Raw genomic sequence first — 23,688 nt, 5'->3', positions numbered from 1 at the left:
GATCCCCGACTGCTTGGCATGGCAACTCCCTAGGCGACAGCGAGACCTCATTAGCCTCAGGCGTCACAGTATTCCCGCGCGTTGCTTTTGCAACGGGGAATGAGGGAATTAGACCAGGCGAATTCCCGCTAGCGTTTACCGAACGTGCGCAGGCGCAGGCTGTTCCACACCACGAAGAACGAGCTGAACGCCATGGCCGCGGCGCCGATCAGGGGATTCAGCAGGCCGGCGACGGCGACGGGGATCGCGGCGACGTTGTAGCCGAAGGCCCACACCAGGTTCGTCTTGATGGTTTTCAGCGTGGCGCGGGCGAGGCCGAGCGCGTCGGGCACCGCGGAGAGCTCTTCGCGCATCAGGACGATATCGGCCGCGCTCTGCGCCACGTCGGTGCCCGTGCCCATCGCCAGGCCCAGGTCGGCGGCGGCGAGGGCGGGGCCGTCGTTCACGCCGTCGCCCACCATGGCGACCTTCCGGCCCGACGCCTGCAGCTCCCGCACCGCCGCGACCTTCCCGTCGGGCAGCACGTCGGCGCGCACGTCGTCGATGCCGACGAGCGCCGCGACCTTGGCCGCCGCGGCGGCGTTGTCGCCGGTGAGCAGCACCGTCCGGATCCCGGCCTCGTGCAGCCGCGCGACGGAGGCCGCCGCATCCGGCTTGATCGTGTCGGCCACCTCGAGGACGGCGGCGACGGCACCGTCGACCTCCACCACGGCGACGGTCCGGCCCGCCTCGGCGGCGGCCTCGACCGCCCCGGAGAGCACGCCCGGCGCGACGAACCGCGGCGATCCGACGCGCACGGCGGCACCGTCGACGACGCCGGTGGCGCCGAGGCCCGGCACGGCCCGGAAGTCCTCGACCGCGGGCAGGTCGCCCCCGGCGCGCGCGACGACCGCCCGGGCGACGGCGTGCTCGGACGCCGCCTCGACGGCGCCGGCCAATCGCAGCACGGCGTCCTCGGTGAATCCCGGCGCGACGCTCACGCCGGCCACCGAGAGCACGCCGGTGGTCACGGTGCCGGTCTTGTCGAAGACGACGGTGTCGATGGTCTCGGTGGCTTCGAGCGCCTGATGCCCGCGGACGTAGACGCCCAGCTGCGCGCCGCGGCCGGAGGCGACCATGAAGGCGACGGGCGTGGCGAGCCCCAGCGCGCACGGGCAGGCGATCACGAGCACGGCGATCGCGGACTTCACCGCGCTGTCGATCCCGCTGCCGATCAGCCAGCCCGCGAAGGTGAGTGCGGCGATGGCGAAAACGCACGGCACGAAGACGGCGGAGACCCGATCGGCGAGGCGCTGCATCCGCGCCTTGCTCGCCTGCGCGTCCTCGACGAGCCGGAGCATCGCGGCGAAAGTGGTGTCCTCCCCGACGGCGGTCGCGCGGACCGTCAGGCGGCCGTCCTGGCAGACGGTGCCGCCGACGACGCGGTCGCCCGGGCCCGCGGGCACGGGCCGGGACTCGCCGGTCATCGCCGAGTTGTCGACGAACGCGGAGCCGGACTCGACGACGCCGTCCGTCGCGATCGTCTCGCCGGGGCGCACCACGAAGAGCTGCTCCTCGCGCAGCTCGCCGACCGGGATGCGCAGCTCGGAACCGTCGCGGACCAGCACCGACACCTCGCGCGCGCCGCGCGTGGCGAGCTCGCGCAGCGCGGACGCGGCCTTCGCGCGCGCCGACGCCTCGAAGTACCGGCCCGCGAGCACGAAGACGGTGACGCCCATCGCGACCTCGAGGTAGATCGGGTCGGACTGGATGATCGCGTTCCAGAAGCCGTGCGGATCCGGGCGCTGCCGGCCGGGCGTGAGCACCGTGACCACCGACCAGGCGGTGGCGGAGATGATGCCGACCGAGACCAGCGTGTCCATGGTCGCGGCGCCGTGCCGCGCTCCCTGGAAGGCCCGCTTGTGCAGCGGCCAGGCGCCCCAGGTCACGACGGGCAGGCTCAACGCGAGCAGCACCCACTGCCAGCCGGTGAACCGCGTCGACGGGATGGTCGCGAGCACGATCGACAGATCCGCGGCGGGCACGAACAGCACCAGCGAGACGATCAGCCGGCGCAGCACGTCGCGGCGCTCGCGCTCCTCGGCGAGGATCGCGCGGCGCGGGTTCGGGGACTTCGGCGCGGCGGTGTACCCCGCAGCCTCGACGGTCCCGGTCAGCTGCTCGACGCTGACCGTCGGCGCGTGCTCGACGGTGGCCGTCCGCGTCGCCAGATTGACCACGGCGCGCACCCCGTCGAGCTTGTTGAGCTTGCGCTCCACCCGCCCGACGCACGCGGCGCACGTCATGCCGCCGACATCGAGGAAGGTGCGTTGCGCCTGCTCCGGCTGCGCGGCCGGAGCGGGGGCCTGGTCGAGATCAGTCACCCCTCCAGTATCCACCTCGGCGCACCGGGTCCGAAAACGTGAAAGGCCTTGATACCGGCTCCCGGAATGGGGGGAGGAGGGGGAGCCGGTATCAAGGCTCAATCACGCAGCCGCCGACGTGGGGGGAGACGTCATATGGCGGCCGCAGAACCCACGATACGGGGTATACGCGTACGGGTGCCACCTTTCGTGACATGCGTGTTCGCGTGCGACTGCAACTGCCAACGCTTGTTGTCGCTAACGACGGGCGAGCGCGGACCGCAGGACGTCGAGCGCGGCGTCCACGTCGACCCGCGCGTCGGCGCTCACGCCGACGGTGTTGAGGAAGCCGTGGAGCGCTCCCGGCGCGAGCTGGGTCGTGGCGTCGACGCCGGCGTCGCGCAGCCGCTGTGCGTAGGCCGCGCCCTCGTCGCGCAGCGGGTCGAACCCCGCTACCACGACGTGCGTGCGGCCGATGCCGGCGAGGTCGTCGGCGTGCCGCAGGTCGAACTTCGGGTCGGTGTCCTGGCCCGGCTCCGGCGTGTACAGCTGCCGGAAGTACTCGATGTCGTCCTTGGTGAGGAAGTAGCCGCTGGCGAAGGTGTCGCGACTGCGGTTCGCCGGATCCGCACCGGTCACGGGGTAGAAGAGGAGCGAGAACGCGGGCTGCGCGCCGCCGGCCAGTGCCAGCTCGCGGGCGGCGACGCCCGCGAGGTTGCCGCCCGCGCTGTCGCCCGATACCGCCACCCTGGTGGGGTCGGCGCCCAGCTGGTCGGCGTGGGCGAGCGCCCACGCCGTGGCGGCGACGGCGTCGTCGGCCGCCGCGGGGAAGATCGCCTCGGGCGCCAGCCGGTAGTCGACGGACAGCACCCGCACGCGAGCCCGATCCGCGATGTAGCGGCACGGTGCGTCGTGGGAATCCAGATCACCGAGGACGAAACCGCCCCCGTGGAAGAAGACGACCAGCGGCGAGCCCGCCTCGAGCCCGGCCGGCGTGTACAGCCGTGCCGGGAGGGGGCCTTCGGCACCGTCGACCATGAGACCCCGGACGCCGACCGACGGCGCGGTGCCCGCGCCGACGACCTGGCTCAGCTTGAGCATCGAGGCGCGGGAGAAGTCGACGTCGCGGGCACCGGAGAGCCCGTCGACCCCCTGCAGGCCCAGCAGCAGGAGGGTGATCCGCGAATCCAGGTCCAGCTCGTTGCCCTCGACGGTCTGCGGGGTGCCGAGGCGCTGCTTGACATGCGCGGGCAGCCCGAACAGCATCTTCGCCGCCCCCGCGACGAGCGGGGTCGGGATCTGCAGGGCCAGCTTCTGGAGGACTTCGGTGAGCGCCATGGCACTGATAGTAGGACGCGGATCACGTATCAGCGCCGCGGCGGCGGCCGTCTCAGGTGTCGCGCGGGCCGTGCTTGGCGATGTAGGCGGCGTGCAGGTCCGCCTCCTTCTCGCGGGCGATCACGTCGACGAGGTCGGGGTCCAGCCCGTGGTGGCGCAGCCGGCCGCGCCGGTAGATCTTGTTCAGCGCGATCGAGAAGTAGACGAACGGGATGAAGATCGGCAGGGTCATCGTCGCCCGGTTCAGCACGGAGGTGTCGATGAACCAGAACGGGACCAGGATCAGCAGACAGGGGATCGCGAAGCGCACGACGGTCCGCAGTGCGGCACGCGGGCCCGCGAGGTCGTTCGCCACCCACTCGTGCATCGACGGCGGCAGCACCGTCCTGCCGTAGGAGTACAGGACGTACTGCACGGGGTTGGGCTTGCTCGGACCGTCGTTCATACCTCCATGGTCCCACTGCGCCTAGAATCGGACGTTGTGAGTCCCGGCAGAAACGATCAGACCGCGCAGAGCATCTTGTCTGCAGCGGTGTCGAGCATCGGCAGCGTCGGCATTTCGCGGACCACGATGGAGAACGTCGCCAACCTCGCGGGCATCGGCGTGGCCACCGTCTACCGGCGTTTCAACCGGAAGGACAACCTCGTCCAGCAGGCCATCCGGTACGAAGCCGAACAGCTGCTCAAGACGGTGGAACAACAGGTGCAGGGGCTGGGCTCCGTCGAGGAGGCGCTCACCGAGGGCTTCGTCGCCTTCCTGCGCGAGGCGCATCGTCGGCCGCTGATCCGCGGCATCGGCGACGGCAACGTCGTCGTCGGCCTGCCGATGATCGCGCAGGGCGGCGGCATGGTCATCGAGATCGGCCGTGAGTTCGCCGCCAACATCATCGCGGGTTTCCAGTCGAGCGGCGACCTGCCGGAGTTCGACCCGAAGCCGATCGCCGAGATCTTCGCGCGCGTCGGGCACTCGGTGCTCCTCGCGCCCGACGGTCTCATCAGCTTCGACGATCCCTACACCGCGGGCCGCGTCGTCCGCGAGTGTCTGATGCCCGCGATCGCGGCGCAGGCCGCGGCCGCGAGCGGCTCGGCATCGGGCGGCGCGCAGTGATCCGTCCGGCGACGCCCGCCGACGTGCCGGAGATCCTCACGATGATCGCCGAGCTCGCCGCGTACGAGAAGGAACCCGACGCCGCGGTCGCCACGGCCGAGCAGTTGCACGCCGCGCTGTTCGGGCCGGCGCCCGCCGTCTTCGCGCTCATCGCCTCCGAGCCGGGGCCGGCCGACGATGCGGTGCGCCGCCCCGGCGGAACCGAGACGGTGGTCGGGATGGCCGTGTACTTCCGCACCTTCTCCACCTGGACCGGGACCCACGGCATCTGGCTCGAGGACCTCTACGTCCGGCCCGGCGCGCGCGGCGGCGGCCACGGCAAGAAGTTGCTCGCCGCCCTCGCGCAGGAGTGCCGCGACAACGGTTACGCCCGGCTCGAGTGGACCGTCCTCGATTGGAACGCCCCCGCGATCGGCTTCTACCGGTCGATCGGCGCGGTGCCGATGGAAGAGTGGACCACGCAACGACTCACGGGCGAGAGCCTCGGGGCCCTGGCCGCGCAGGCCGACGGTGCCGTCCGCGCCGGCGGGGCCTGATGGACGTCTTCGAGGCGATCCTGCGCCGGCGCGACGTGCGCAACGAGTTCTCGGGCGAGCGGATCGACGAGGAGCGGCTGGTACGGATCCTCGGCGCCGCGCACAGCGCGCCCAGCGTCGGGAACACCCAGCCCTGGGACTTCGTCGTCGTCCAGGATCCGGAGACGCTCGAGCGGTTCGCCGGGCACGTCGGCGAATGCCGGGAGGACTTCGCCCGCTCGTTGCCGCCGGACCGCAAGGACACCTTCAACCCGATCGTCATCGAGGGCATCGAGTCGTCCCGCACCGGCGTCGTCGTCACCTACGATCCGACCCGCGGTGGCACCCACATCCTCGGCCGGCACACGATCGACGAGACCGGCCGACTGTCCGTGGCCCTGGCCATCCAGAACCTGTGGCTGGCCGCGACCGCGGAGGGCATCGGCGTGGGCTGGGTGTCGTTCTACCGCGAGCCCTTCCTGCGCGCCCTGGTCGACGTCCCCGAGCACGTCCACATCGTGGCGTGGCTGTGCGTGGGCCCCGTGACCGCCCTGCAGACGGTGCCCGACCTGGAGCGATTCGGTTGGCGCGAGCGTCGCCCGCTGTCCGAGGCGATGCATCGGGAGCGTTACCCGGACGGGGATGTCAGGAAGCATCGTTAGACTCGCATGTAATCAGCGAGGGGACGATTCAGTGAGCATGTTCAACGAGCGCGTCGGCCGGCGCGCGGTCCTGGTCGGTGCCGCCGCGGCGGTGCCCCTGGTGGCCGCAGGCTGCACGATCGGCGATCTGACCGGTGGCGGCACGAGTGCTGGGCCCTCCACGCCCCCGCCCGACCCGGCGGAGGTGACGGTCGCCCCGGCCGACGGCGCGCAGGCCGTCAGCCCGATCACGCCGGTCACGGTGACGATCGCGAAGGCCGTCCTCGGTTCGGTCACGCTCACCGACGCCAAGGGCGTCGCCGTGGAGGGCGCGCTCTCGACGGACATGCTGACCTGGAAGGCGTCGAAGCCGCTCGAGTACAACGCGCAGTACACGCTGGTCGCGAAGTACGAGACGCTGGGGCAGCAGCGGGAGAAGCGGACCACCTTCTCCACCGTCACCGTCGACGACACCAACAAGACGCTGCCCTACTTCGAGAACACGGGCGGGATGTCGCTCAACGACGGTGCCGTCTACGGCGTCGGGCAGGTCGCGGTCGTCCATTTCGACGAGCCGATCAAGGACCGGGCCATGGCCCAGAAGCTCCTCAAGGTCACGACGACCCCGCCGGTCGAGGGCGCGTGGATGTGGACCACCGACAAGACGGTGGCGTGGCGGCCGAAGGACTACTACCCGTCGGGCACCAAGGTCTCGATCCAGGTCAACGCCTTCGGCAAGGAGGTCAGCCCCGGCCTCTGGGGTGAGAAGGACATCGCGATCACGTTCTCGATCGGCGAGTCGCACGTCTCCATCGCCGACGACAACACCAAGCAGGTGCAGGTTTTCGTGAACGGCCAGATGGTGCGGTCGATGCCCACGTCGATGGGGCAGGGCGGCAACGAGGTCATCAACGGCCAGACCTTCCACTTCTGGACGCAGCGCGGCGTCTACACCGTCCTCGACAAGGCGAATCCGGTGATCATGGACTCGTCGACCTACGGCCTGCCGATCAATTCGCGGCTGGGCTACAAGCAGAGCATCGGCTGGGCCACCCGGATCAGCAACGACGGGATCTACCTGCACGCCCTCGACAACATCGGCGCGCAGGGCGTCCGCAACGAGTCGCACGGCTGCCTCAACCTGAGCCCCGCGAACGCGCAATGGTTCTTCGGGCTCTCGCAGCCCGGCGACGTCGTGGAGGTCCGCAACACCGGGGGCCCCGCGCTGGAGCAGTGGCAGAACGGCGACTGGTCCGTGCCCTGGGCCACCTGGGTCGCGGGGAGCGCTCTCCCGCGCGGCGATCAGGGCGAGGCGCCGGAGACCACGTCCGCGGCGCCCTCGCCGTCGACGGTGCCGCCCTCGGGTACCGCCGGAGGCTGATCCCGCGGCGACGCGGGTGCGGTCGTCCCCCGCGCGAAGCCGCCTCCTCCACGGGAGCCGCGGCGCTTACGCGACCACGGCGGACCGTCGGCCGCGGAGGCCGATCCAGGCGGCACCCAGGCAGGCCGCGGCCACGGCGGCGGCGAACCAGGGGAAGATCGTCGCCGTGCTGTACTGCGTGGCGAGGTAGCCGGCGATCACGGTGGGCACGCCCATCGCGAGGTAGCCGAGCAGGTAGTAGGCACTCATCACCTGGCCGCGCGCGTGCGCGGGGGCGACGGAGCCGAGGTGCCGCAGCGAGCCGCCGAAGGCCAGGCCGAAGGTGGCGCCGAGCAGGACCGTGTCGACCACGATCAGCCAGGTGTGGCCGTAGCGGACCGCGACCACGGCGAGGATCAGCGACGCGGCGAGGCCGACGTCGCCGACGATCGCGGTCGGCTTGGCCGGGTACCGGCCGCCGATGAACTGCGAGACCGCTGAGGCCAGCGCCATCACGGCGACGAGGCCGCCGGTGAAGATCACCGAGCCGTGCCCGGTCACGTGCTGCACCAGCGCGGGATAGAGGCTGAGGAAGACGCCGAGCACCGACCAGGCGGTGATGATGCCGATGCCGGAGAACCAGAAGTCGGCGGTGATCTCTCCGGGCACGCCGGGGCGGCTGAGCCGGACCCGCTCGCCCGTGCGCCCGACGTGCGGTTCGATCAGCGCGATGACGCCGAGCAGGATCGCGAGCACCACGACGCCCATCGTCACGAAGGGCGTGCGCAGCGGATGCGGCGCGTACTGGGCGACGGCCGCGGCGCCGAGCGCGGTCGCGGCGATGCCGATGTTGAGGGCGACGCCGGACAGCATGCCGTTGCGGGCGCCGTCGGTGGGCCGGACGTCGAGCAGGGCCGCGCCCGCGACCACGGTGATCGAACCGATGGCGGCGCCGTGCAGGAACCGCGCCAGGATCAGCTGCCATTCGGCACCCGCGAACAGGAACAGGAGCAGCCCCGCGAGGATGGTCCCGACGGCGGCGAGCAGGACCGGCTTGCGGCCGATGGCGTCGGAGATCGGGCCGACGGTCAGCGCCGCGCCCAGCGCGCCGATCGCGTAAACCGCGAAGACGACGGTGGTCGACAGCGCCGACATGTGCCATTGCTGCTGGTAGAGCGGGTACAGCGGGGACGGCAAGCCGGAGACGCCGAGGGCCAGCGCGAGCAGGGTGAGCAGGAGAGCGAAGGACCAGCGCTGCGGGTGGATGTGCGTCGACGGTGCCGCGACCTGCTGCGCCAGACTCATGCTCGCCTCCGGGTGTATCGTCGAGGTTCGACGATCATCGAACCGTTGCCAACGGTACACCCGGTTCGACGAAGATCAAACCGTTGTCTCAGGGAACGAGAATCATGACCGACGCCACCGCCACTGCCGCCGTCCCGCTGCACACCGTGCTGAGCGCGCTGGCCGATCCGGTGCGGCTGGAGATGGTGCGGCGCCTGCACCGCGAGCAGCGCCCGCTCGCCTGCGCCGAGCTCTACGACGGGGTCACCAAGGCCACGGCCAGCCATCACTTCAAGGTGCTGCGCGAGGCGGGGCTCACCCGTCGGGACGATCTGGGCGCGACGGCCCGCCAGTTGTTGCTCGTCGACGAGGTGAACGCGGCGTACCCCGGTCTGCTCGATTCGGTGCTGGGAGCCGCTGAGCGCGAGGCGACGTCGCGAGAAGCACCAGCCACAGCGTGAGCGAGAGCACCTGTCCGCGCTGCGCCAGCCCGAGGTAGAGCGCCGGCTCCAGCATCGCGGCCAGCGTCCACGCGGTGGTCACCAGGTACAGCGCGCCCAGGGCCAGCGGGATCCGCGCACCGTCGAAGCCGCTCCCCGAACCGTGTCGGCTCGACCGGCGCCACAGCCCCCACCCGAGCACCGCGACGACACCGCCGAAGCCCGCGATCCCCGATGAGACGGCGTGCCCGACGTGCGTGAGGGGCACCTGCCCGGCGGCCTCCCGGGCGGCGCAGGCGGCGTCGGCGGTCGGGGTGCACGACAGCGGCATGAGGGCGTCGCACATGGTCGCGGCCCCCAGGATCAGCAGGCCGGCGAGTGCGGCGAGGGCCAGCCGCGGCACCGGCCGGGCGGCGCGGTGGGCGAGCACGGCCGCGACGACGAAGGCCGTGCCGGCGAGCAGATCGGTGGCGCGGAAGAGCAGGGCGTGCGGCTGGCCGGCGGCGCCGGCCTCGCTGACGTAGGAGTACAGCGGGCTCAGCCCGGAGCCCAGGAGCGGTGCGATGATCCAGGCCGAGTAGAGCGCGGTGCCGGCGAGCAGGATGAGTCGGGCGCGGCGCATGGGCACCACGCTACCGAGAGCGGAGTTCGCGCAGGTAGGCGTTGTACGCCTCGCGCTCGTCCTCTTCCCGACGGTCCGCGCCCGCCCGGGCGGCGTCGCGCCGCTCGGACCGCCGCCAGCGCAGCGCGAAGAGGCAGGTCGTGATCATCGCGATCGGCTCGCCGTAGGACCACGCGAGCGCGCCGGCGATGGACTGATCGCGCAGCGGGTCGATCCCCCAGGACGCCGGCGGCGCGGCGAAGAGCGCGACCATCGGGGTGGTCGCCATCATCAGGATCACGCCGATGAAGACGTGCAGCGGCATCTCGATGAAGATGTCGAAGAAGCGCATCAGCCAGGAGTCGCGGCCGGGGAGCGGCCCGATCGACAGGATCGGGATGATGAACAGCAGCCCCGCGCCGAGGAAGAAGACCTGCAGCGCGGTGTGGCCGAGCCAGGTCCCGCCGATCGCGTCGACGACGCCGCCGAGGTAGACGCCGTAGTAGCTCGCCAGGAACAGCGGGATGGTGAAGCCGGAGTGCAGCAGGATCCGCGGCGCGCGGCTGCGCAGCAGCCCGAGCGCCGCCGCCAGCACGATGCGGCCGAGGCCGCGGTGCGGCGTGGCGCGCAGCAGGAGCACCCCGGGCGCGCCGCCGACGATCAGCGGCGGCACCAGGATCGACAGCGTGAGTTGTTGGAACATGAATGCGCTGAACAGATGCCAGGAGTAGGCCTCGATGCGCAGCCCGGTGACGCCGGCCAGCACCACGCAGCCGAGGAGGAAGCTCACCACGCGCGCGAGCGGCCACCGTCGTCCCCGGCGCCGCACCGTCCGTACCCCCAGCAGGTACAGCGCGGCCGCGATCGCCGCCGCCAGTGGGAGCACCGGGAGAGCGGGCGGATCCCAGCCGAGCATGCCCAGGATCGACGGTGCGTCGACCGGTGGATCAGGAATCAGCACATGCGCATATTACTATATGAAGCATGACCACTCACAAGGTACTGGTGATCGAGGACGAACCCGCCCTCGCTCGGCTGACGCAGGAATACCTGGCGCGCGACGGTTTCGACGTGACGACGGCGGCGGACGGCGAACGCGGCCTGGCGCTCGCGCGGGAGCTGGATCCGGCCGTGATCCTGCTCGACATCGGCCTGCCCCGCATCGACGGGCTGGAGGTGTGCCGCGCCGTCCGCGCCTTCAGCGATGCCTACGTCATCATGCTCACGGCGCGCGGCGACGAGCTCGACACGATCGTCGGCCTCTCGGTCGGTGCCGACGACTACCTGGTGAAGCCCTTCAGCCCGCGCGAGGTGGTGGCGCGGGTCCGGGCCATGCTGCGCCGCCCGCGCACCCTGCCCGACGGTGCCGGCGCCGCCGCGGCCCGGCGGTTCGGTGAGCTCGTCATCGACCCGCTGGCCCGCGAGGTCACGGTGGGGCAGCGCGTCGTGGAGCTCACCGCCACCGAGTTCGACGTGCTCGCAACCCTCGCTCGCAGTCCCAACATCGCCTTCTCGCGCGGGCAGCTCATCGAGGCGATCTGGGGTGCCGGCTGGGTCGGCGACGAGCGCCTCGTGGACGTGCACGTGGGCCGCGTGCGCCGCAAGCTCGGCGACGACGCCGCGGATCCGCGGTACGTGCGCACGGTCCGGGGCGTGGGCTATCGGATGGGGCCCGGGTGAGGTCCGTGGGGGATGTCGGGATGGGCGCCCGGATGGGCGGCATGCTCATGGCCGTCTCGCTGGGCACGCTCGCCGTGACGGCCGTCGTCGACTTCGTGGTGTGGCCGCTGATCCTGGGGCGGACGGGCACGGTCTCGGTGAACGTGCTCGCCGTGGTCCTCGGATTCGGTTGCGCGGTGGCCTTCTCCATCGGGGCGAGCGTCTTCATCGCGCGCCGGTTGGGGCGCACCATGGCGCGACTGGAACGCGCCGCGCGCCAGGTGGCCGACGGCCGCGCGGGCGTGCGGGTCGCGCCCGTCGGGCTCGGACCCGAGGCCGACGGGCTGGTGTCGGCGTTCAACGACATGGCGGTGCAGCTCGAATCCGGCGATCAGTCGCGGCGGCGGCTGCTCGCCGACCTCGCGCACGAGATCCGCACGCCGGTGAGCGTTCTCGACGGCTACCTCGAGGGCATCGCGGACGGCGTGGTCGAGCCGGATGCGGAGACCCTCGCGATGCTCCGCACGCAGACCACCCGCCTGGCGCGCCTCACCGACGACGTGCTGTCCGTCTCGCACGCCGAGGAGGGCGCGTTGAACCTGCGGCCCAGCGCCGCCGATGTGGTGGAGGTCCTCGAGGCCGCGGCCGCCGCGGCGGCGCGGGCCTACGCCGAGAAGGGGGTCCGGTTGCACGTGCGGATCGGCCCGGGTGCCCACCGCACGATCCGCGCCGACCGCCAGCGGCTCGACCAGGTGCTCGCGAATCTGTTGTCGAACGCGCTGCGGCACAGTGACTCCGGCGCGGTGGTGGAGCTTCAGGCCGACGGTCAGCCGCACCGCCGGATCCGGATCGCGGTGGTCGATCACGGCGACGGCATCGCCGCTGAGCACCTGCCGTGGATCTTCGAGCGCTTCTACCGCACCGACGTCGCGCGCGATCGCGACCACGGCGGCAGCGGGGTGGGGCTCACCATCAGTCGCGCCATCGTGACCGCGCACGACGGGCACATGTGGGTCGAATCCGACGGACCGGGCCGCGGCGCCGTCTTCGCCTTCACACTCCCCGCGCCCTGATCGCACCTTCACGGAACCTTCACGACGTCGCGGCGGAGCGGCCACACCACGCCGCCACAGTGGTGCCCATGCAGGAGAAACTCAGAGACATCGCGCGTTTCGACGGGCCGTCGTCGATCGTCGTCTTCCTCGTCGCGCTGCCGCTGTCCCTCGGGATCGCGCTGGCCTCGGGCGCCCCGCTCATGGCGGGCCTCATCGCGGGCGTGATCGGCGGCATCGTGGGCGGCCTCCTGGGCGGCTCTCCGCTGCTCGTGAGCGGACCGGCCGCCGGCCTCACGGTGGTGGTGGCGGAGCTCATCGCGACCTTCGGTTGGAAGGTCACCACCGCGATCACCGTCGCCGCCGGCCTGGTGCAGATCGGTCTGGGGCTGAGCCGGATCGCCCGTGCGGCGCTGGCGATCTCCCCGGTCGTGGTGCACGCCATGCTGGCCGGCATCGGCGTGACCATCGTGATCCAGCAGGTGCACGTCCTGCTCGGTGGCTCCTCGCGCAGCTCGGTGCTGCAGAATCTCGCGGAGCTGCCCTCGCGGATCGGCGCCCTGCACTGGCCGGACCTCGCCGTCGGGCTCGTGGTGATCGGTGTGATGGTGCTCTGGCCGAAGCTGCCCGCGGCCTGGCGCCGCGTCCCCGGTGCGCTCGTCGCCGTCACCGCGGCGACGGTCCTGTCGCTCGTCGGCGATATGAACGTCGAGCGGATCCGCCTGAACGGCTCCATCATCGACGCGATCGGGCTGCCGGCCATGCCGACCGGCAACTGGGGCGCCGTGGCGCTGGGCGTGCTCACCGTCGCGCTCATCGCCAGCGTCGAGTCCCTCCTGTCCGCGGTCGCCACCGACCGCATGCACGACGGCGCCAAGACGAACCTCGACCGCGAGCTCGTCGGTCAGGGCGCGGCCAACACCGTCTCCGGGCTGCTCGGCGGCCTGCCCGTGACCGGCGTCATCGTGCGCAGCGCCACCAACGTCGCCGCCGGCGCGCGCACCCGCTGGTCCGCGGTCCTGCACGGCGTGTGGCTCCTCCTCTTCTCCGTCGCGCTGTCCGGCCTCGTCGAGAAGATCCCCACCTCCGCGCTCGCCGGCCTGCTCATCGTGATCGGCGTGCAGCTGGTGAAGATCTCCCACATCCGCACCGCCCGCCGCACCGGCGACCTGCTCGTCTACGCCGTCACCATCGGGGGCGTGCTGTTCCTCAACCTGCTCGAGGGCGTGCTCGCAGGGCTCGTCGTCGCGCTGGTCCTCGTCCTGTGGCGCGTCGCGCGGGCCCACATCGAGGCCGTGGTCGACGGTGCCGGGCGCTGGCACGTCACCGTCGACGGGACGCTGTCCTTCTTCTCCCTGCCCCGCCTCACCCGGGTGCTCGCGGCCGTCCCGCCCGGACAGGACGTCGCGATCGAGCTCACCGTCGACTTCCTCGACCACGCGGCGGCCGAGGAGATCCAGGAGTGGGCGCGCCGTTACCGAGCGGCCGGCGGCACCGTCACCGTCGACGACCTGGGCGGCGCGGCGCTCGACGTGGCCGCCACCCGCACGCCGCGGCGCATCACGGAACGCCCGGCCGAGCGTGGTCTGCTGCCGTGGCGTGCGCATGCCCGGGGCGGCCTCGCGGACGGCATCGCCCGCTACCACCGGCGGCACGCGGCGCTGCTGAGCGACGACTTCGACCAGCTCAGCGGCGGCCAACGACCCGAGGCGCTGTTCCTCACCTGCGCCGACTCCCGGGTCGTCCCGAACGTCATCACCGGCAGCGGCCCGGGCGACCTGTTCACCGTGCGCAACGTGGGCAACCTCGTCCCCGCCCCGGGCACCGACCCGTCGATCGAGGCCTCGCTGGCCTACGCCGTAGACCAGCTCGCGGTGCGCCAGATCATCGTCTGCGGGCACTCGGCCTGCGGGGCGATGGGAGTCGCACTCTCCTCGCCCCCGGTGCCGCCGACGATCGAGCGCTGGATCGCGCACGCGGCACCGACGACCGCGGCCTTCCGCGCCGGGCACCCCGTGCGGGCGGCGGCGGCGGACCTCGGCTTCGATGCCGCCGACCAACTCTCCCTGGTCAACGTCGCCGTCCAGGTGGCGGCGGTCGCGGAGCATCCGCTGGCGCGCGCCGCGGTGGCGGCGGGGCGCATCGAGGTGATCGGCCTGTTCTTCGACATCGCGTCCGGCCGGGTGCTGCGCGTGACGGACTCGGCGGTCGTGGAGGCGGACACTCTCACCCACGCCTAGCGGCACGCCGGCGCGGCGCTGCGGAGCTCACCCCCGCGGCGCCGCGCATCTCGCGCGCAGCCGCGGCCGTCAGTGCTGCCGGGCGAGCGCGGAGAGCGTGTTCGCGAACTCCTCGGCGATCGCCAACTGCGCCCGCAACTCCGCACAGCGCTGCTGCGCGGCATCCGAGCACTGGTCGATGAAGGCCTGCGCGTCGGCGCGCACCTCGGGCGCCGCAGCGGGGTCGGCGAGCGTGTCCAACGCCGCGAGCAGATCCCGCATCTGCTCGAGCGTGAAGCCGAGCGGCTTCATGCGCCGGATCACGAGCAGGCGGTCGACGTCCGTGGCGGTGTAGAGGCGGAATCCGCCCGGGCTGCGCTCGGACGGCGTGACCAGCCCGACCTCGTCGTAGTGCCGGATCGTCTTGAGCGAGAGGGCGGTGGCCTCCGCAACCTGTCCGATCTGCAGGAGCCGGCCGCTCTCCGGTACGTCAGCCATGGCCCGAGCCTAGTTCTCTCCGCCGAGGTGGCCGCTGAGACGGGCGTGCCGCTCCGCCGAGGCCGCGTCGAGCCCGACGAACTCGACCCTCGTGCCCTTACTGCGGTACTTGGTCTCGATCGCGTCGAGGGCCGCGACGGTGGAGGCGTCCCAGACGTGGGTAGCGGCGAGGTCGACGATCACGTGCGGCGGATCATTCCTGTAGTCGAACTGGTGCACCAGGTCGTTGCTGGAGGCGAAGAACAGCTCGCCCCGTACGCGGTAGGCGCGCGTGCCCGGGGTGTCGGACTCGACGGGGACGACCTCGGTGAAGTGTGCGACCCGGCGGACGAGGAGGAGCGTCGCGACGATCACGCCCCCGACGACGCCGTAGGCGAGGTTGTGGGTGGCGACGGTGATCGCGACGGTGACGAGCATGACCGCCGTCTCGCTGCGGGGCATGCGGCGCAGCGTCGCCGGGGCGATGCTGTGCCAGTCGAAGGTGCCGACCGCGACCATCACCATCACCGCCACCAGAGCGGCCATCGGGATCCGTGCGACGAGGTCCCCGAGTCCCACCACGAGGATCAGCAGGAACAGGCCGGCGAGGAAGGTCGAGATCCGCGTCCGCGCGCCGGAGCTCTTGACGTTGATCATCGTCTGCCCGATCATCGCGCAGCCGCCCATACCGCCGAAGAAGCCGGTCACCACGTTCGCCACGCCCTGCCCCCAGCCCTCGCGGGTCTTGTCGGAGTGCGTATCGGTGATGTCGTCGACGAGCTTGGCGGTCATGAGCGACTCGAGCAGGCCTACGAGGGCCACCGCGAGTGCGTACGGCGCGATCAGCCGAAGGGTGTCCAGGTCGTACGGTACGTCGGGGATCAGCCACTGGGGCAGCGTGTTCGGCAGTTCGCCCTCGTCGCCCACGTTCGGCACCGTGAGGCCGGCGATCATCGTGACCGCGGTCAGGAGGACGATCGCGACCAGCGGCGCCGGCACCGCGGTGGTGAGCCGCGGAAGGCCGACCATGATGAGCAGGCCGGCGGCGATCATCGGGTACACGAGCCACGGCACGCCGGTCATGTGCGGCACCTGGGCGAGGAGGATGAGGATCGCGAGCGCGTTGACGAATCCGACCATCACGGATCGTGGGATGAACCGCATGAGCTTCGCTACGCCGAGGGCGCTGAGCAGCATTTGCAGGACGCCCGCGAGAATGACCGTCGCGAGCAGGTAGTCCAACCCGTGCTCGCGCGCGATGGGGGCCACGACCAGGGCGACCGCGCCCGTAGCGGCGGAGATCATCGCGGGCCTGCCGCCCACGACCGCGATCGTCACCGCCATGGTGAAGGACGCGAACAATCCCACGCGGGGATCGACGCCGGCGATGATCGAGAAGGAGATCGCCTCCGGGATCAGTGCCAGCGCGACGACGAGCCCCGCGAGGGTCTCGGTCCTCAGGCGCTTCGGGCTGCGCAGCGCGGCCACGACGTCGCTGTCACGGAATGCCCGCATCACGTGTGCATCCACTGTCATCGATCGATCCTTCGTGCCTGGGGCGCACCGGGCGGCGCGTGCCGGGCGCGGGTGCGGGGAGGGATGGTGCGGGACGGGGACCGCCGCGCGACAGTCAGAACTCTACCCTCCCGTAAGGGAAGAGTTGGCGTCGAGGGTGCGTCGCGGTCGCGGATTGCGACACGGCTGTGACATTCGCGGGGCGGAACGGAGTCCGCCGGGCGACGATGGGGGACAATGCTCGGCGTCATGTTCGCAACCACACGCCCCTGGACCGCCGCGACGGCGGCCGTCGTCGCCGCGCTGGCGCTCGCCGGGCTCTACCTCGCGGTCGTCGTCACGCCGGCGGGCCAGCAGATCGACCACGAGCTCATGCGCACGCTCTCCGCCGCGTTCGGGGTGGAGAACCCCGTCGAGGGCGCCCTGGGCCGCTATCAGCTCCCGATGCTCGCCGTCGGCGGCCTGCTCGTGGCCGCGGTCGTCGCGAGCCGTCGCTCGAAGGCCGTCGCGGTCTCCGCCGCGCTCGTCCTCGTGGCCACGGTCGCGGGCGCCTTCATTCTCAAGGCCCTGCTGGAGCGCCCCTCGTTCGGCGTCGGACCCGAGCTCAACTCCTTCCCGTCGAACACCGTCGCCGTGGTCGCGGCGCTCGCGGTGATCCTGGTCGGCTCCGCCGCGCGCCGGTACCGGGCGGTGGCGATGCTCGTCGCGGCGGTCGTGGGCAGCGTCGTCTCGGTGCTCGTGGTCGCCCAACAGTGGCACCGGCCGGGCGATGTCCTGGGAGCATGGTTGGTGGCCGCGGCCGCCGCCGCGGTGGTCCGGGTCGGCCATGCCGCCTGGGTCTGGACCTCCGATGTGGAAGGGAGCCTCGCGGGTGGTCAGGCTGCTGCTCATCGAGGATGACCCGGCGATCGTCGACGCGCTGACGCTGTCGCTGGGCCGGCTCGATCACACCGTCGAGCACCTGGCCGCCGCCACGGACGACCTCGAGGAGCGGGTGGCCGACGCCGACGCCGTGATCCTGGACGTGGGCCTGCCCGGGGAGGACGGCTTCGCCGTCTGCCGCCGCATCCGTCGTTCCAGCACCGTGCCGATCCTCATGCTCACCGCCCGCTCCGACGACATCGACACCGTCGCCGGGCTCGAAGCCGGCGCCGACGACTACGTGGTCAAGCCCGTCAGCCCCCGCGTGCTGGATGCCAGGATCAAGGCCGCGCTGCGCCGGTCCGCGCCCGCGGATCCCGCGCCGGCACCGTCGGCGGAGCCCGCGACACCGTCGGCCGACGGTCCGCTGACCGTCGACCGGGCGGGCGCCGAGGTGCTGCGCGACGGCGAGCCCCTGCCGCTCACGCCCACCGAGAAGCGCCTGATGTACGCCTTCGCCGATCATCCGGGCCAGGTGCTCAGCCGTGAGCAACTCCTCGCGATGGCGTGGAATCAGGACTTCCTCGGGGACTCCCGGCTTGTGGACAACGCGATCCTGCGGCTCCGGCCGAAGATCGACCCGCCCGACGGGAGCAGCCACATCGAGACGGTGCGCGGCTTCGGCTACCGGTTCCGGCCGGCACCGTGACGGCGCGCGGCGCGCGGCGCCCCCTCATCGCGGGCCTGCGCGCCCGGATCCTCGCGATCATCGTCGTCGTCACCTGCCTCACGGCGGGCGTCACCGGGATCGCGGTGACGGTGGTGGTGCGGGACTGGGTCTATCAGGACGCGCAGGACGCCGTGCTCACGACCTTCCGGCACGACATGGAGACCTTCGAACGCACCCCCACGCGGTCGCGGGCGTGGCCGGACGGGGACGCACCGCCGGGGGCGCCGGCGGGAGGGGACCAGCCGCCCCGGTTCACCGCATTGGCGAGTGAGTACCTCGTCGAGGTCGACGGCGAGACGGTGCAGTGGGGGAGCGGTATCAGGCCGCAGGACATCCCGCGGTCCATGCGGTCGGAGCTGGTGGCGGTGCCGTCGCTGTACCGCTTCCAACGCATGTCGGACGGCCGCATGCTCGTCGCGCACAGCGTGAACCGGCCCGCGAACTTCGATGCCTCGAGCGTGGTGGTGTACGGCGTGCAGCCGCTCGAGGACGTGGGCTCGCGATTGAACCGCCTGACGATATTGCTGATCGTCGCGGTGGTCGGCAGCGCCCTGTTGGGCATCCTCGTCGCGCTGGTCGTCGCGCGAACGGTGATCCGCCCGCTCAGCCGGATCCAGGCGGTCGCCGCCCGGGTGACCGAGGGCGACGTCGAGGCCCGGCTTCCCGCCACCGAGGTGACCGAGCTGCGCGACCTCACCGAGACCTTCAACTCGATGCTCGACCGCCAGAGCGAGTCGATCGACGTCCTGCGCCGGCAGGACGCCCGCTCGCGGCGCTTCGTCGGGGACGTCTCGCACGAGTTGCGCAGCCCGCTCGCCGCGCTGGTCCCCGCGGCCGAGGTGTTGCGCGAGGAGGCCGCGTCGCTCGGCCCCGAGTCCGACTTGCGGCGCGCCTCCGAACTGGTCGCCTCCGAGGTCGACACCCTCGCCGAGCTCGTCGACGATCTCCTGGAGATGACCCGTCTCGACGCCGGTGCCGCGGAGGTCCGGCGCGCGCCCTTCGAGCTGGTCGGCGCGATCCGCGAGGCGCTCTCCGCACGCGGTTGGCGGTCCGTCGCGCTCGACGGTGTGCCCAGCCTCTCGCTCGAATCCGACCGGCGCCGAGTGGTCGCCGTGGTGACCAACCTGGTCGGCAACGCGGTGCGACACGGCGCTCCGCCCGTGACCGTCACCGTGACCGCAGCGCCCGACGGCACCGTCGTCGAGGTGCGTGACCACGGGCCGGGCGTGCCGCCCGGGGACGAGGAGCGGGTCTTCGGCCGGTTCGCGAAGGCCCAGGAGGCCCGCTCGCGCGGCACCGGCGGGGGAGCGGGACTCGGGCTGGCGATCGCCCGCGACAACGCGCGGCTCCTGGGTGGCGATGTCGATTACCGGCGCGACGGTGCGTCCACCGTGTTCCGCCTGTGGCTCGGCCGGTAAATTCGAGGGCATGCGCGTTGCGGTGATCGACTCCGGTTTCGGGATGGTCAACTACGCCGACGCCCTCTCCCGCGTCCGTCCCGATACCGAGCTGGTGCTCGCCCGCGACCCCGACAACATGCCCTACGGCCTGCTCGAGCCCGCGCGGATCTCCGAGTGCGTGGTGGCCATGGCAGCCGCGGCCGCGAAGTTCGAGGTCGACGCGATCATCGTCGCCTGCAACACCGGTTCGATGTACGCGCTCGAGGCCGCGCGGGCCCGGTTCGAGCCCGCGATCCCCGTGGTCGGCGTGGTGCCCGCCATCCGTCCCGCAGGGTCGACGGGGCGCCCCTTCGCCGTCTGGGCGACCGCCGCCGCCACGGTGAGCGACTACCAGACCTCCCTGATCGACGCCTTCGCCGACCCGGCGCTGGCGCACCGCATCCCCTGCTACGGACTGGCCGAGGCGATCGACTCGGGTTCACCGGAACGAGTGACGGCTGCGATCGACGCCGCCGCCGCGGCGACTCCGGTGGACATCGAATCGGTGGTGCTGGGCTGCACGCACTACGGGCTGGTCAGGGAACCGATCGTGGCGGCCCTGCGGGAGCGGACCGGCCGGGACGTCGTGGTCTTCGACTCGCCGGAACCCGTCGCGCGACAGGCCCTGCGCCGCCTCGGCGTGGAGCCCGGCGGACCGCCGGAGCTGGGCGACGTGGTGGCCGTGCTGGAGTCCGGCCGTCCCGGCGCGCTGCCCGCGGCCCTGGCCGCGTACCCCGCCGGGCGGCTTCTGCTGGAGCGATGCGGTCGCAGCGTGAAAACGCCATGACAAAAGAATCGCGATGAGATATATGCATGACCGCAACTCTCCTGTTATCCTGAGAGTGCACTGACCGCAGCTGACTCGCTCGCTGCGGTCAGTAGTCATTTGCAGGGCTTTTGATCTCTCAAGTTAGCCCGGCGTCTCTCAGGTGAAACGTCAAGTGTCTCAGTCAATGAGACGGGCCAGATCCGGATCCGTCAGGATCGAGTCGAGCAGAGCCATTGGGATCGCGAAGACCTCGCCCTCGGGTAGTTGCAGCACGAAGAGACTGCCGACTCGTCGGAAGCCCTTGATGTTCTCGCGGGCGATGATGATCGTGTTGATCCGGTTTTCAATGCGGATGCGCTGGGCATCGCTGCCCGCTGCCCAGCGCGTGCCCGCCCGCAGGACCTTCCGGTTCTGTCGCCACGCGGCGACGAGGCAGAGGAGGAGCACTTCGAGGCTCAGGCCGAGGAAGAAGCACCCGCCGATCAGGAGCCCCAGGGGCCATCCGCTACCGGTGGCGATGCAGACCGCGACGACGACCACGCCCACGATCAGGCCGATCACGAACGACCGTACCCAGAAGCGGCGCTGCCGCAGCACGGAGAGCGTCGCGCGGCGGAGGTCCCCTGGTCGCGCGACCCATTCCACCGTCAGTGGGGGCATCCGGTCTGCTCCCTCCGCCGACGTGCCGGAGGCAGGACCGCCCGGTTGCTGTTCGTTCATCACGAATGCAGTCTCACACAGCTGGTCTCGGGGCTCGAACGGAGGACCTGCCCGCCGCAGAGTCACGGACGGCAGCGTCGCCGCACAGACCGCAGCGCTGGTCCGCTACGCCGCCAGGTCCCGCCGCGACTCGGACAGCGTTGCGGCGATCAGCCCTACCGCCGCGATCACGACGAGCGCCACCGTGGCGCCGGTGAGCACCGTCGCCCCGGGCTGCGTCGCGACGTGCTTGAACGGCGAGATCTTCGCGACCCAATCGGGCAGCTTCAGCACGTCGGCGACCATCGTCGTCACGCACAGCGCCAGGACGATCCAGCCGACCGACGCCCAGCGGGCCGAGATCGCCCCGGCGAGCGCGGCGATCGCCGTGATCACCCACACCGCGGGGAGGGCGGCGAGCGCGGGCACGATGAGCTGGCGGCCCGCGGTGAGGGTGACCCCCACGCCCAGTGCGAGGCTCGCGATCGACGTGGCGACGACGGCCGCCGTCAGGTGCGAGACGTACCAGCGCACCCTCGGCACGGGACCGGAGAGCAGGTACTCGGCGCGGCCGGAGGTCTCCTCGGAGCACGCCGTGTTGACGATGGAGATGCCCAGCGCTGCGATCGCCATGCCCATGATGGAGAACTCGGCGCCGAAGAAGATGTCGAGCAGACTCGAGCCGGATCCGCCGAGCCGCTCCAGCATCTCGCGCGTCCCCGCATTGCCGGCCAGCGAGTCGATCGCGCTGCCCATGCCGCCGAAGGCGAGACCCACCGCGAGCATGCCGATGCTCCACCCGATGAGCTGACCGCGGTGCAGCCGCCACGTGAGCGCCTCCACCGAACCCAGCAGCGCGCTGCCGCGCTCGCGGCCCCGGCCCACGGGGATCAGGCCGGCACCGAGGTCGCGCTGGGCGGCGATGCGCAGCGCCACCGCGGTGAGCACCACCGAGGCCGCGAGCAGCAACAGGATCGGCCACGGCCGGTCGTCGGCGAAGGGCCGGATCTGCTGTGCCCACCCGAGCGGGGAGAGCCACGACTCCCATCCGGGCTCGGCGGGGAGCGTCCCGTCACTCCGGATGACGGAGACGTCGCCGACGGCCCGGAGCAGGTAGGCCGCGCCGAGGCCCACGGCGAAGAGGCCGCGTGCGGCCCGCGCTCCTTCCGTGAGTTGCGCGCACAGCAGTGCGAAGGCGGCGAAGACGATGCCGGTGAAGGTCCAGAGCGCGCCGAACATGATGCTGCCCTGCGCATCCGCACCCATCCCCACCAGTACCAGCGCGCTGAGCACGCCGATCGCGAGGCTGAGCACCGTCGACTCGATCAGGGCCGCGATCGGGGGAGCGGTGCGGTCGATCGCGGAGGCGCCCAACATCTCCCGGCGCCCGGACTCCTCGTCGGCGCGGGTGTGCCGGATGACGAGCAGGCCGGTGAGCAGGCCGAGCGCGGCCGCCATCATGACGACCATCTTGATCATGCCGACCGCTCCCGTCGTGGCGGAGTAGACAGGGCCGAACATGGCGACGAGCGAAGGATTCTCGCTCGCTGCGCGGGCGGCCGAGTCGAGCGAGGCCTGGTCGGCGTAGTTGGTCTTCGCCGTCGAGTACGCCGACGCGGCCATGGCCACGTACAGCAGCAGCCACACCACCAGCTGGATGCGATCGCGCCGCACCACGAGCCGGAGGGTGGCGGCGAGGCCGGTCATCGTACGGCCCCCGCGGTGTCGTAGTGGCGGAGGAAGAGCTCCTCGAGCGTGGGCGGGCGGCTGGTGAGCGACGTGGGGCCGGCGGCCGCGAGCTCGGTGAGAACCCTGCCGAGATCGGAGGATTCGACGCTGAACGAGATCCGGTCACCGTCGGCCTGGAGGTCGTGCACGCCGGCGGTTCCCGCGAGGTCGACGGGCCGCGCCAGTGTCGCCTCGACGCGGGTGCGGGAGAGGTGCCGGAGCGAGTCGAGCGAGCCGGTCTCGACGGTCGCGCCGTCCTTGATGATGGTGACGGTGTCGGCGACCCGGTCCACCTCGGAGAGGATGTGGCTGGAGAGCAGGATCGAGGTGCCGGCGGCCTTGGCCTCGGCCAGGCACTGCGTGAAGACCTCCTCCATGAGGGGATCGAGGCCGGATGTGGGCTCGTCGAGGATCATCAGCTCGGCGCGGGCCGCGAACGCCGCCACCAGCGCCACCTTCTGCCGGTTGCCCTTGCTGTACGTGCGGGCCTTCTTCGCGGGGTCGAGGGCGAAGCGCTCGATGAGCTCCGCCCGTCGCGCCTCGTCGAGGCCGCCGCGCAGGCGTCCCATGAGGTCGATGATCTCGCCGCCGGACAGGTTCGGCCACAGCGTCACATCGCCCGGGACGTACGCCAGGCGGCGGTGGAGCTCGGGGGCCTGTGCCCACGGATCCCCGCCCAGCAGTTCGACGGTGCCCGAGGTCTTCTTCAGGAGGCCGAGGAGGACGCGGATGGTGGTGGACTTGCCGGCCCCGTTGGGGCCGAGGAAGGCGTGGACCTCGCCCGGCGTCACGTGGAGGTCGAGGCCGGTGAGTGCGTGTGCGCTGCCGAAGGTCTTGGTGAGGCCCTCGACGCGGATGACTTCGGTTGTCATGGCGCCGACGCTACGCCCAGTTCACAAATTTGTGAAGTG

22 protein-coding genes and 1 pseudogene are annotated in these 23,688 nt (G+C 71.7%); 12 read left to right on the top strand and 11 right to left on the bottom strand.

The features are described from left to right. Positions 1-128: 128 nt before the first annotated feature. From FK530_RS17410 to FK530_RS17400, 3 genes are all read right to left on the bottom strand, one after another. Positions 129-2,363, bottom strand: a complete 2,235-nt coding sequence (locus FK530_RS17410; RefSeq protein WP_146488243.1) for a heavy metal translocating P-type ATPase — start codon at positions 2,361-2,363, stop codon at positions 129-131. 237 nt (positions 2,364-2,600) lie between these two features. Further along, complete coding sequence (locus FK530_RS17405; protein ID WP_146488242.1) at positions 2,601-3,680, bottom strand: alpha/beta hydrolase; 1,080 nt, start codon at positions 3,678-3,680, stop codon at positions 2,601-2,603. A 52-nt stretch (positions 3,681-3,732) separates the two neighbouring features. Further along, complete coding sequence (locus FK530_RS17400; RefSeq protein WP_146488241.1) at positions 3,733-4,125, bottom strand: DUF5313 domain-containing protein; 393 nt, start codon at positions 4,123-4,125, stop codon at positions 3,733-3,735. A 6-nt stretch (positions 4,126-4,131) separates the two neighbouring features. Between FK530_RS17400 and FK530_RS17395 the strand changes: the two genes are divergently transcribed. The 4 genes from FK530_RS17395 to FK530_RS17380 are packed head-to-tail and all read left to right on the top strand — an operon-like array spanning position 4,132 to position 7,325. After that, positions 4,132-4,788, top strand: a complete 657-nt coding sequence (locus FK530_RS17395; RefSeq protein WP_146488240.1) for a TetR/AcrR family transcriptional regulator — start codon at positions 4,132-4,134, stop codon at positions 4,786-4,788. Then, positions 4,785-5,324: a GNAT family N-acetyltransferase gene (locus tag FK530_RS17390; protein ID WP_146488273.1), complete on the top strand. Its 540-nt coding sequence runs from the start codon at positions 4,785-4,787 to the stop codon at positions 5,322-5,324. The genes FK530_RS17395 and FK530_RS17390 overlap by 4 nt, the downstream gene beginning before the upstream one ends. After that, on the top strand, positions 5,324-5,965 hold the full coding sequence (gene bluB, locus FK530_RS17385; RefSeq protein ID WP_146488239.1) for a 5,6-dimethylbenzimidazole synthase: 642 nt from the start codon (positions 5,324-5,326) through the stop codon (positions 5,963-5,965). The genes FK530_RS17390 and bluB overlap by 1 nt, the downstream gene beginning before the upstream one ends. A gap of 37 nt (positions 5,966-6,002) precedes the next feature. Then, complete coding sequence (locus FK530_RS17380) at positions 6,003-7,325, top strand: L,D-transpeptidase (protein ID WP_146488272.1); 1,323 nt, start codon at positions 6,003-6,005, stop codon at positions 7,323-7,325. A gap of 66 nt (positions 7,326-7,391) precedes the next feature. On the opposite strand, the gene FK530_RS17375 is transcribed toward FK530_RS17380, so the two are convergent. Continuing rightward, positions 7,392-8,609 carry an MFS transporter gene (locus FK530_RS17375; protein ID WP_146488238.1) on the bottom strand — a complete coding sequence of 406 codons (1,218 nt, stop codon included), beginning with the start codon at positions 8,607-8,609 and terminating at the stop codon, positions 7,392-7,394. Between the two features lie 104 nt (positions 8,610-8,713). Here FK530_RS17375 and FK530_RS17370 point away from each other — a divergent pair, with 104 nt between their 5' ends. After that, positions 8,714-9,049 (top strand): ArsR/SmtB family transcription factor, encoded by a 336-nt coding sequence (locus tag FK530_RS17370; RefSeq protein ID WP_146488237.1) that lies wholly within the window; start codon positions 8,714-8,716, stop codon positions 9,047-9,049. Between the two features lie 31 nt (positions 9,050-9,080). On the opposite strand, the pseudogene FK530_RS26705 reads toward FK530_RS17370, so the two are convergent. Both FK530_RS26705 and FK530_RS17360 read right to left on the bottom strand, forming a co-directional pair. Then, positions 9,081-9,650 (bottom strand): annotated as a pseudogene (locus FK530_RS26705) (DUF998 domain-containing protein); the annotation flags it as partial. A 10-nt stretch (positions 9,651-9,660) separates the two neighbouring features. Then, a complete protein-coding gene (locus tag FK530_RS17360; protein ID WP_146488271.1) occupies positions 9,661-10,545 on the bottom strand; it encodes a cytochrome c oxidase assembly protein in 885 nt (294 codons plus the stop codon). A 68-nt stretch (positions 10,546-10,613) separates the two neighbouring features. Between FK530_RS17360 and FK530_RS17355 the strand changes: the two genes are divergently transcribed. From FK530_RS17355 to FK530_RS17345, 3 genes are all read left to right on the top strand, one after another. Further along, positions 10,614-11,309 (top strand): response regulator, encoded by a 696-nt coding sequence (locus FK530_RS17355; protein WP_191834173.1) that lies wholly within the window; start codon positions 10,614-10,616, stop codon positions 11,307-11,309. Positions 11,310-11,329: 20 nt separating this feature from the next. Further along, entirely contained in the window at positions 11,330-12,361 is a 1,032-nt protein-coding gene (locus FK530_RS17350; RefSeq protein ID WP_146488236.1) for a sensor histidine kinase, read from the top strand. Positions 12,362-12,429: 68 nt separating this feature from the next. Then, positions 12,430-14,580, top strand: coding sequence for a solute carrier family 23 protein (locus FK530_RS17345; RefSeq protein WP_146488235.1), 2,151 nt, complete (start codon positions 12,430-12,432; stop codon positions 14,578-14,580). A gap of 69 nt (positions 14,581-14,649) precedes the next feature. Here the strand turns inward: FK530_RS17345 and FK530_RS17340 are convergent, their stop codons facing one another. Both FK530_RS17340 and FK530_RS17335 read right to left on the bottom strand, forming a co-directional pair. Next, positions 14,650-15,057: a MerR family transcriptional regulator gene (locus tag FK530_RS17340; RefSeq protein ID WP_146488234.1), complete on the bottom strand. Its 408-nt coding sequence runs from the start codon at positions 15,055-15,057 to the stop codon at positions 14,650-14,652. A gap of 9 nt (positions 15,058-15,066) precedes the next feature. Then, a complete protein-coding gene (locus tag FK530_RS17335) occupies positions 15,067-16,572 on the bottom strand; it encodes a SulP family inorganic anion transporter (RefSeq protein ID WP_146488233.1) in 1,506 nt (501 codons plus the stop codon). Positions 16,573-16,800: 228 nt separating this feature from the next. On the opposite strand from FK530_RS17335, the gene FK530_RS17330 reads away from it, so the two are divergent. Genes FK530_RS17330 through FK530_RS17315 form a run of 4 tightly spaced genes read left to right on the top strand, consistent with a single transcriptional unit; the run spans position 16,801 to position 20,368 of the window. Then, a complete protein-coding gene (locus tag FK530_RS17330; protein WP_146488232.1) occupies positions 16,801-17,451 on the top strand; it encodes a phosphatase PAP2 family protein in 651 nt (216 codons plus the stop codon). Then, positions 17,423-18,121 (top strand): winged helix-turn-helix domain-containing protein, encoded by a 699-nt coding sequence (locus tag FK530_RS17325; protein ID WP_146488231.1) that lies wholly within the window; start codon positions 17,423-17,425, stop codon positions 18,119-18,121. The genes FK530_RS17330 and FK530_RS17325 overlap by 29 nt, the downstream gene beginning before the upstream one ends. Then, positions 18,118-19,560 carry a sensor histidine kinase gene (locus FK530_RS17320; protein ID WP_146488230.1) on the top strand — a complete coding sequence of 481 codons (1,443 nt, stop codon included), beginning with the start codon at positions 18,118-18,120 and terminating at the stop codon, positions 19,558-19,560. The genes FK530_RS17325 and FK530_RS17320 overlap by 4 nt, the downstream gene beginning before the upstream one ends. A 10-nt stretch (positions 19,561-19,570) precedes the next feature. After that, positions 19,571-20,368: a glutamate racemase gene (locus tag FK530_RS17315; protein ID WP_146488229.1), complete on the top strand. Its 798-nt coding sequence runs from the start codon at positions 19,571-19,573 to the stop codon at positions 20,366-20,368. 159 nt (positions 20,369-20,527) lie between these two features. Here FK530_RS17315 and FK530_RS17310 read toward each other — a convergent pair whose 3' ends face one another. The 3 genes from FK530_RS17310 to FK530_RS17300 all read right to left on the bottom strand — a co-directional run bounded on the left by FK530_RS17310 (position 20,528) and on the right by FK530_RS17300 (position 23,649). Then, a complete protein-coding gene (locus FK530_RS17310) occupies positions 20,528-20,911 on the bottom strand; it encodes a hypothetical protein (RefSeq protein WP_146488228.1) in 384 nt (127 codons plus the stop codon). 264 nt (positions 20,912-21,175) lie between these two features. Further along, positions 21,176-22,756, bottom strand: coding sequence for an ABC transporter permease (locus tag FK530_RS17305; RefSeq protein WP_146488227.1), 1,581 nt, complete (start codon positions 22,754-22,756; stop codon positions 21,176-21,178). Beyond that, on the bottom strand, positions 22,753-23,649 hold the full coding sequence (locus tag FK530_RS17300; protein ID WP_146488226.1) for an ABC transporter ATP-binding protein: 897 nt from the start codon (positions 23,647-23,649) through the stop codon (positions 22,753-22,755). Before FK530_RS17300 ends, FK530_RS17305 begins: the two co-directional genes overlap by 4 nt. Positions 23,650-23,688 lie beyond the last annotated feature (39 nt).

It is taken from the genome of Tsukamurella conjunctivitidis (assembly GCF_007858475.1).
In the GTDB taxonomy this organism is placed as follows: Bacteria; Actinomycetota; Actinomycetes; order Mycobacteriales; family Mycobacteriaceae; genus Tsukamurella; species Tsukamurella conjunctivitidis.
The sequence above is the reverse complement of the archived record's forward strand: the minus strand, read 5'-3'. Positions and strand labels throughout refer to the sequence as shown.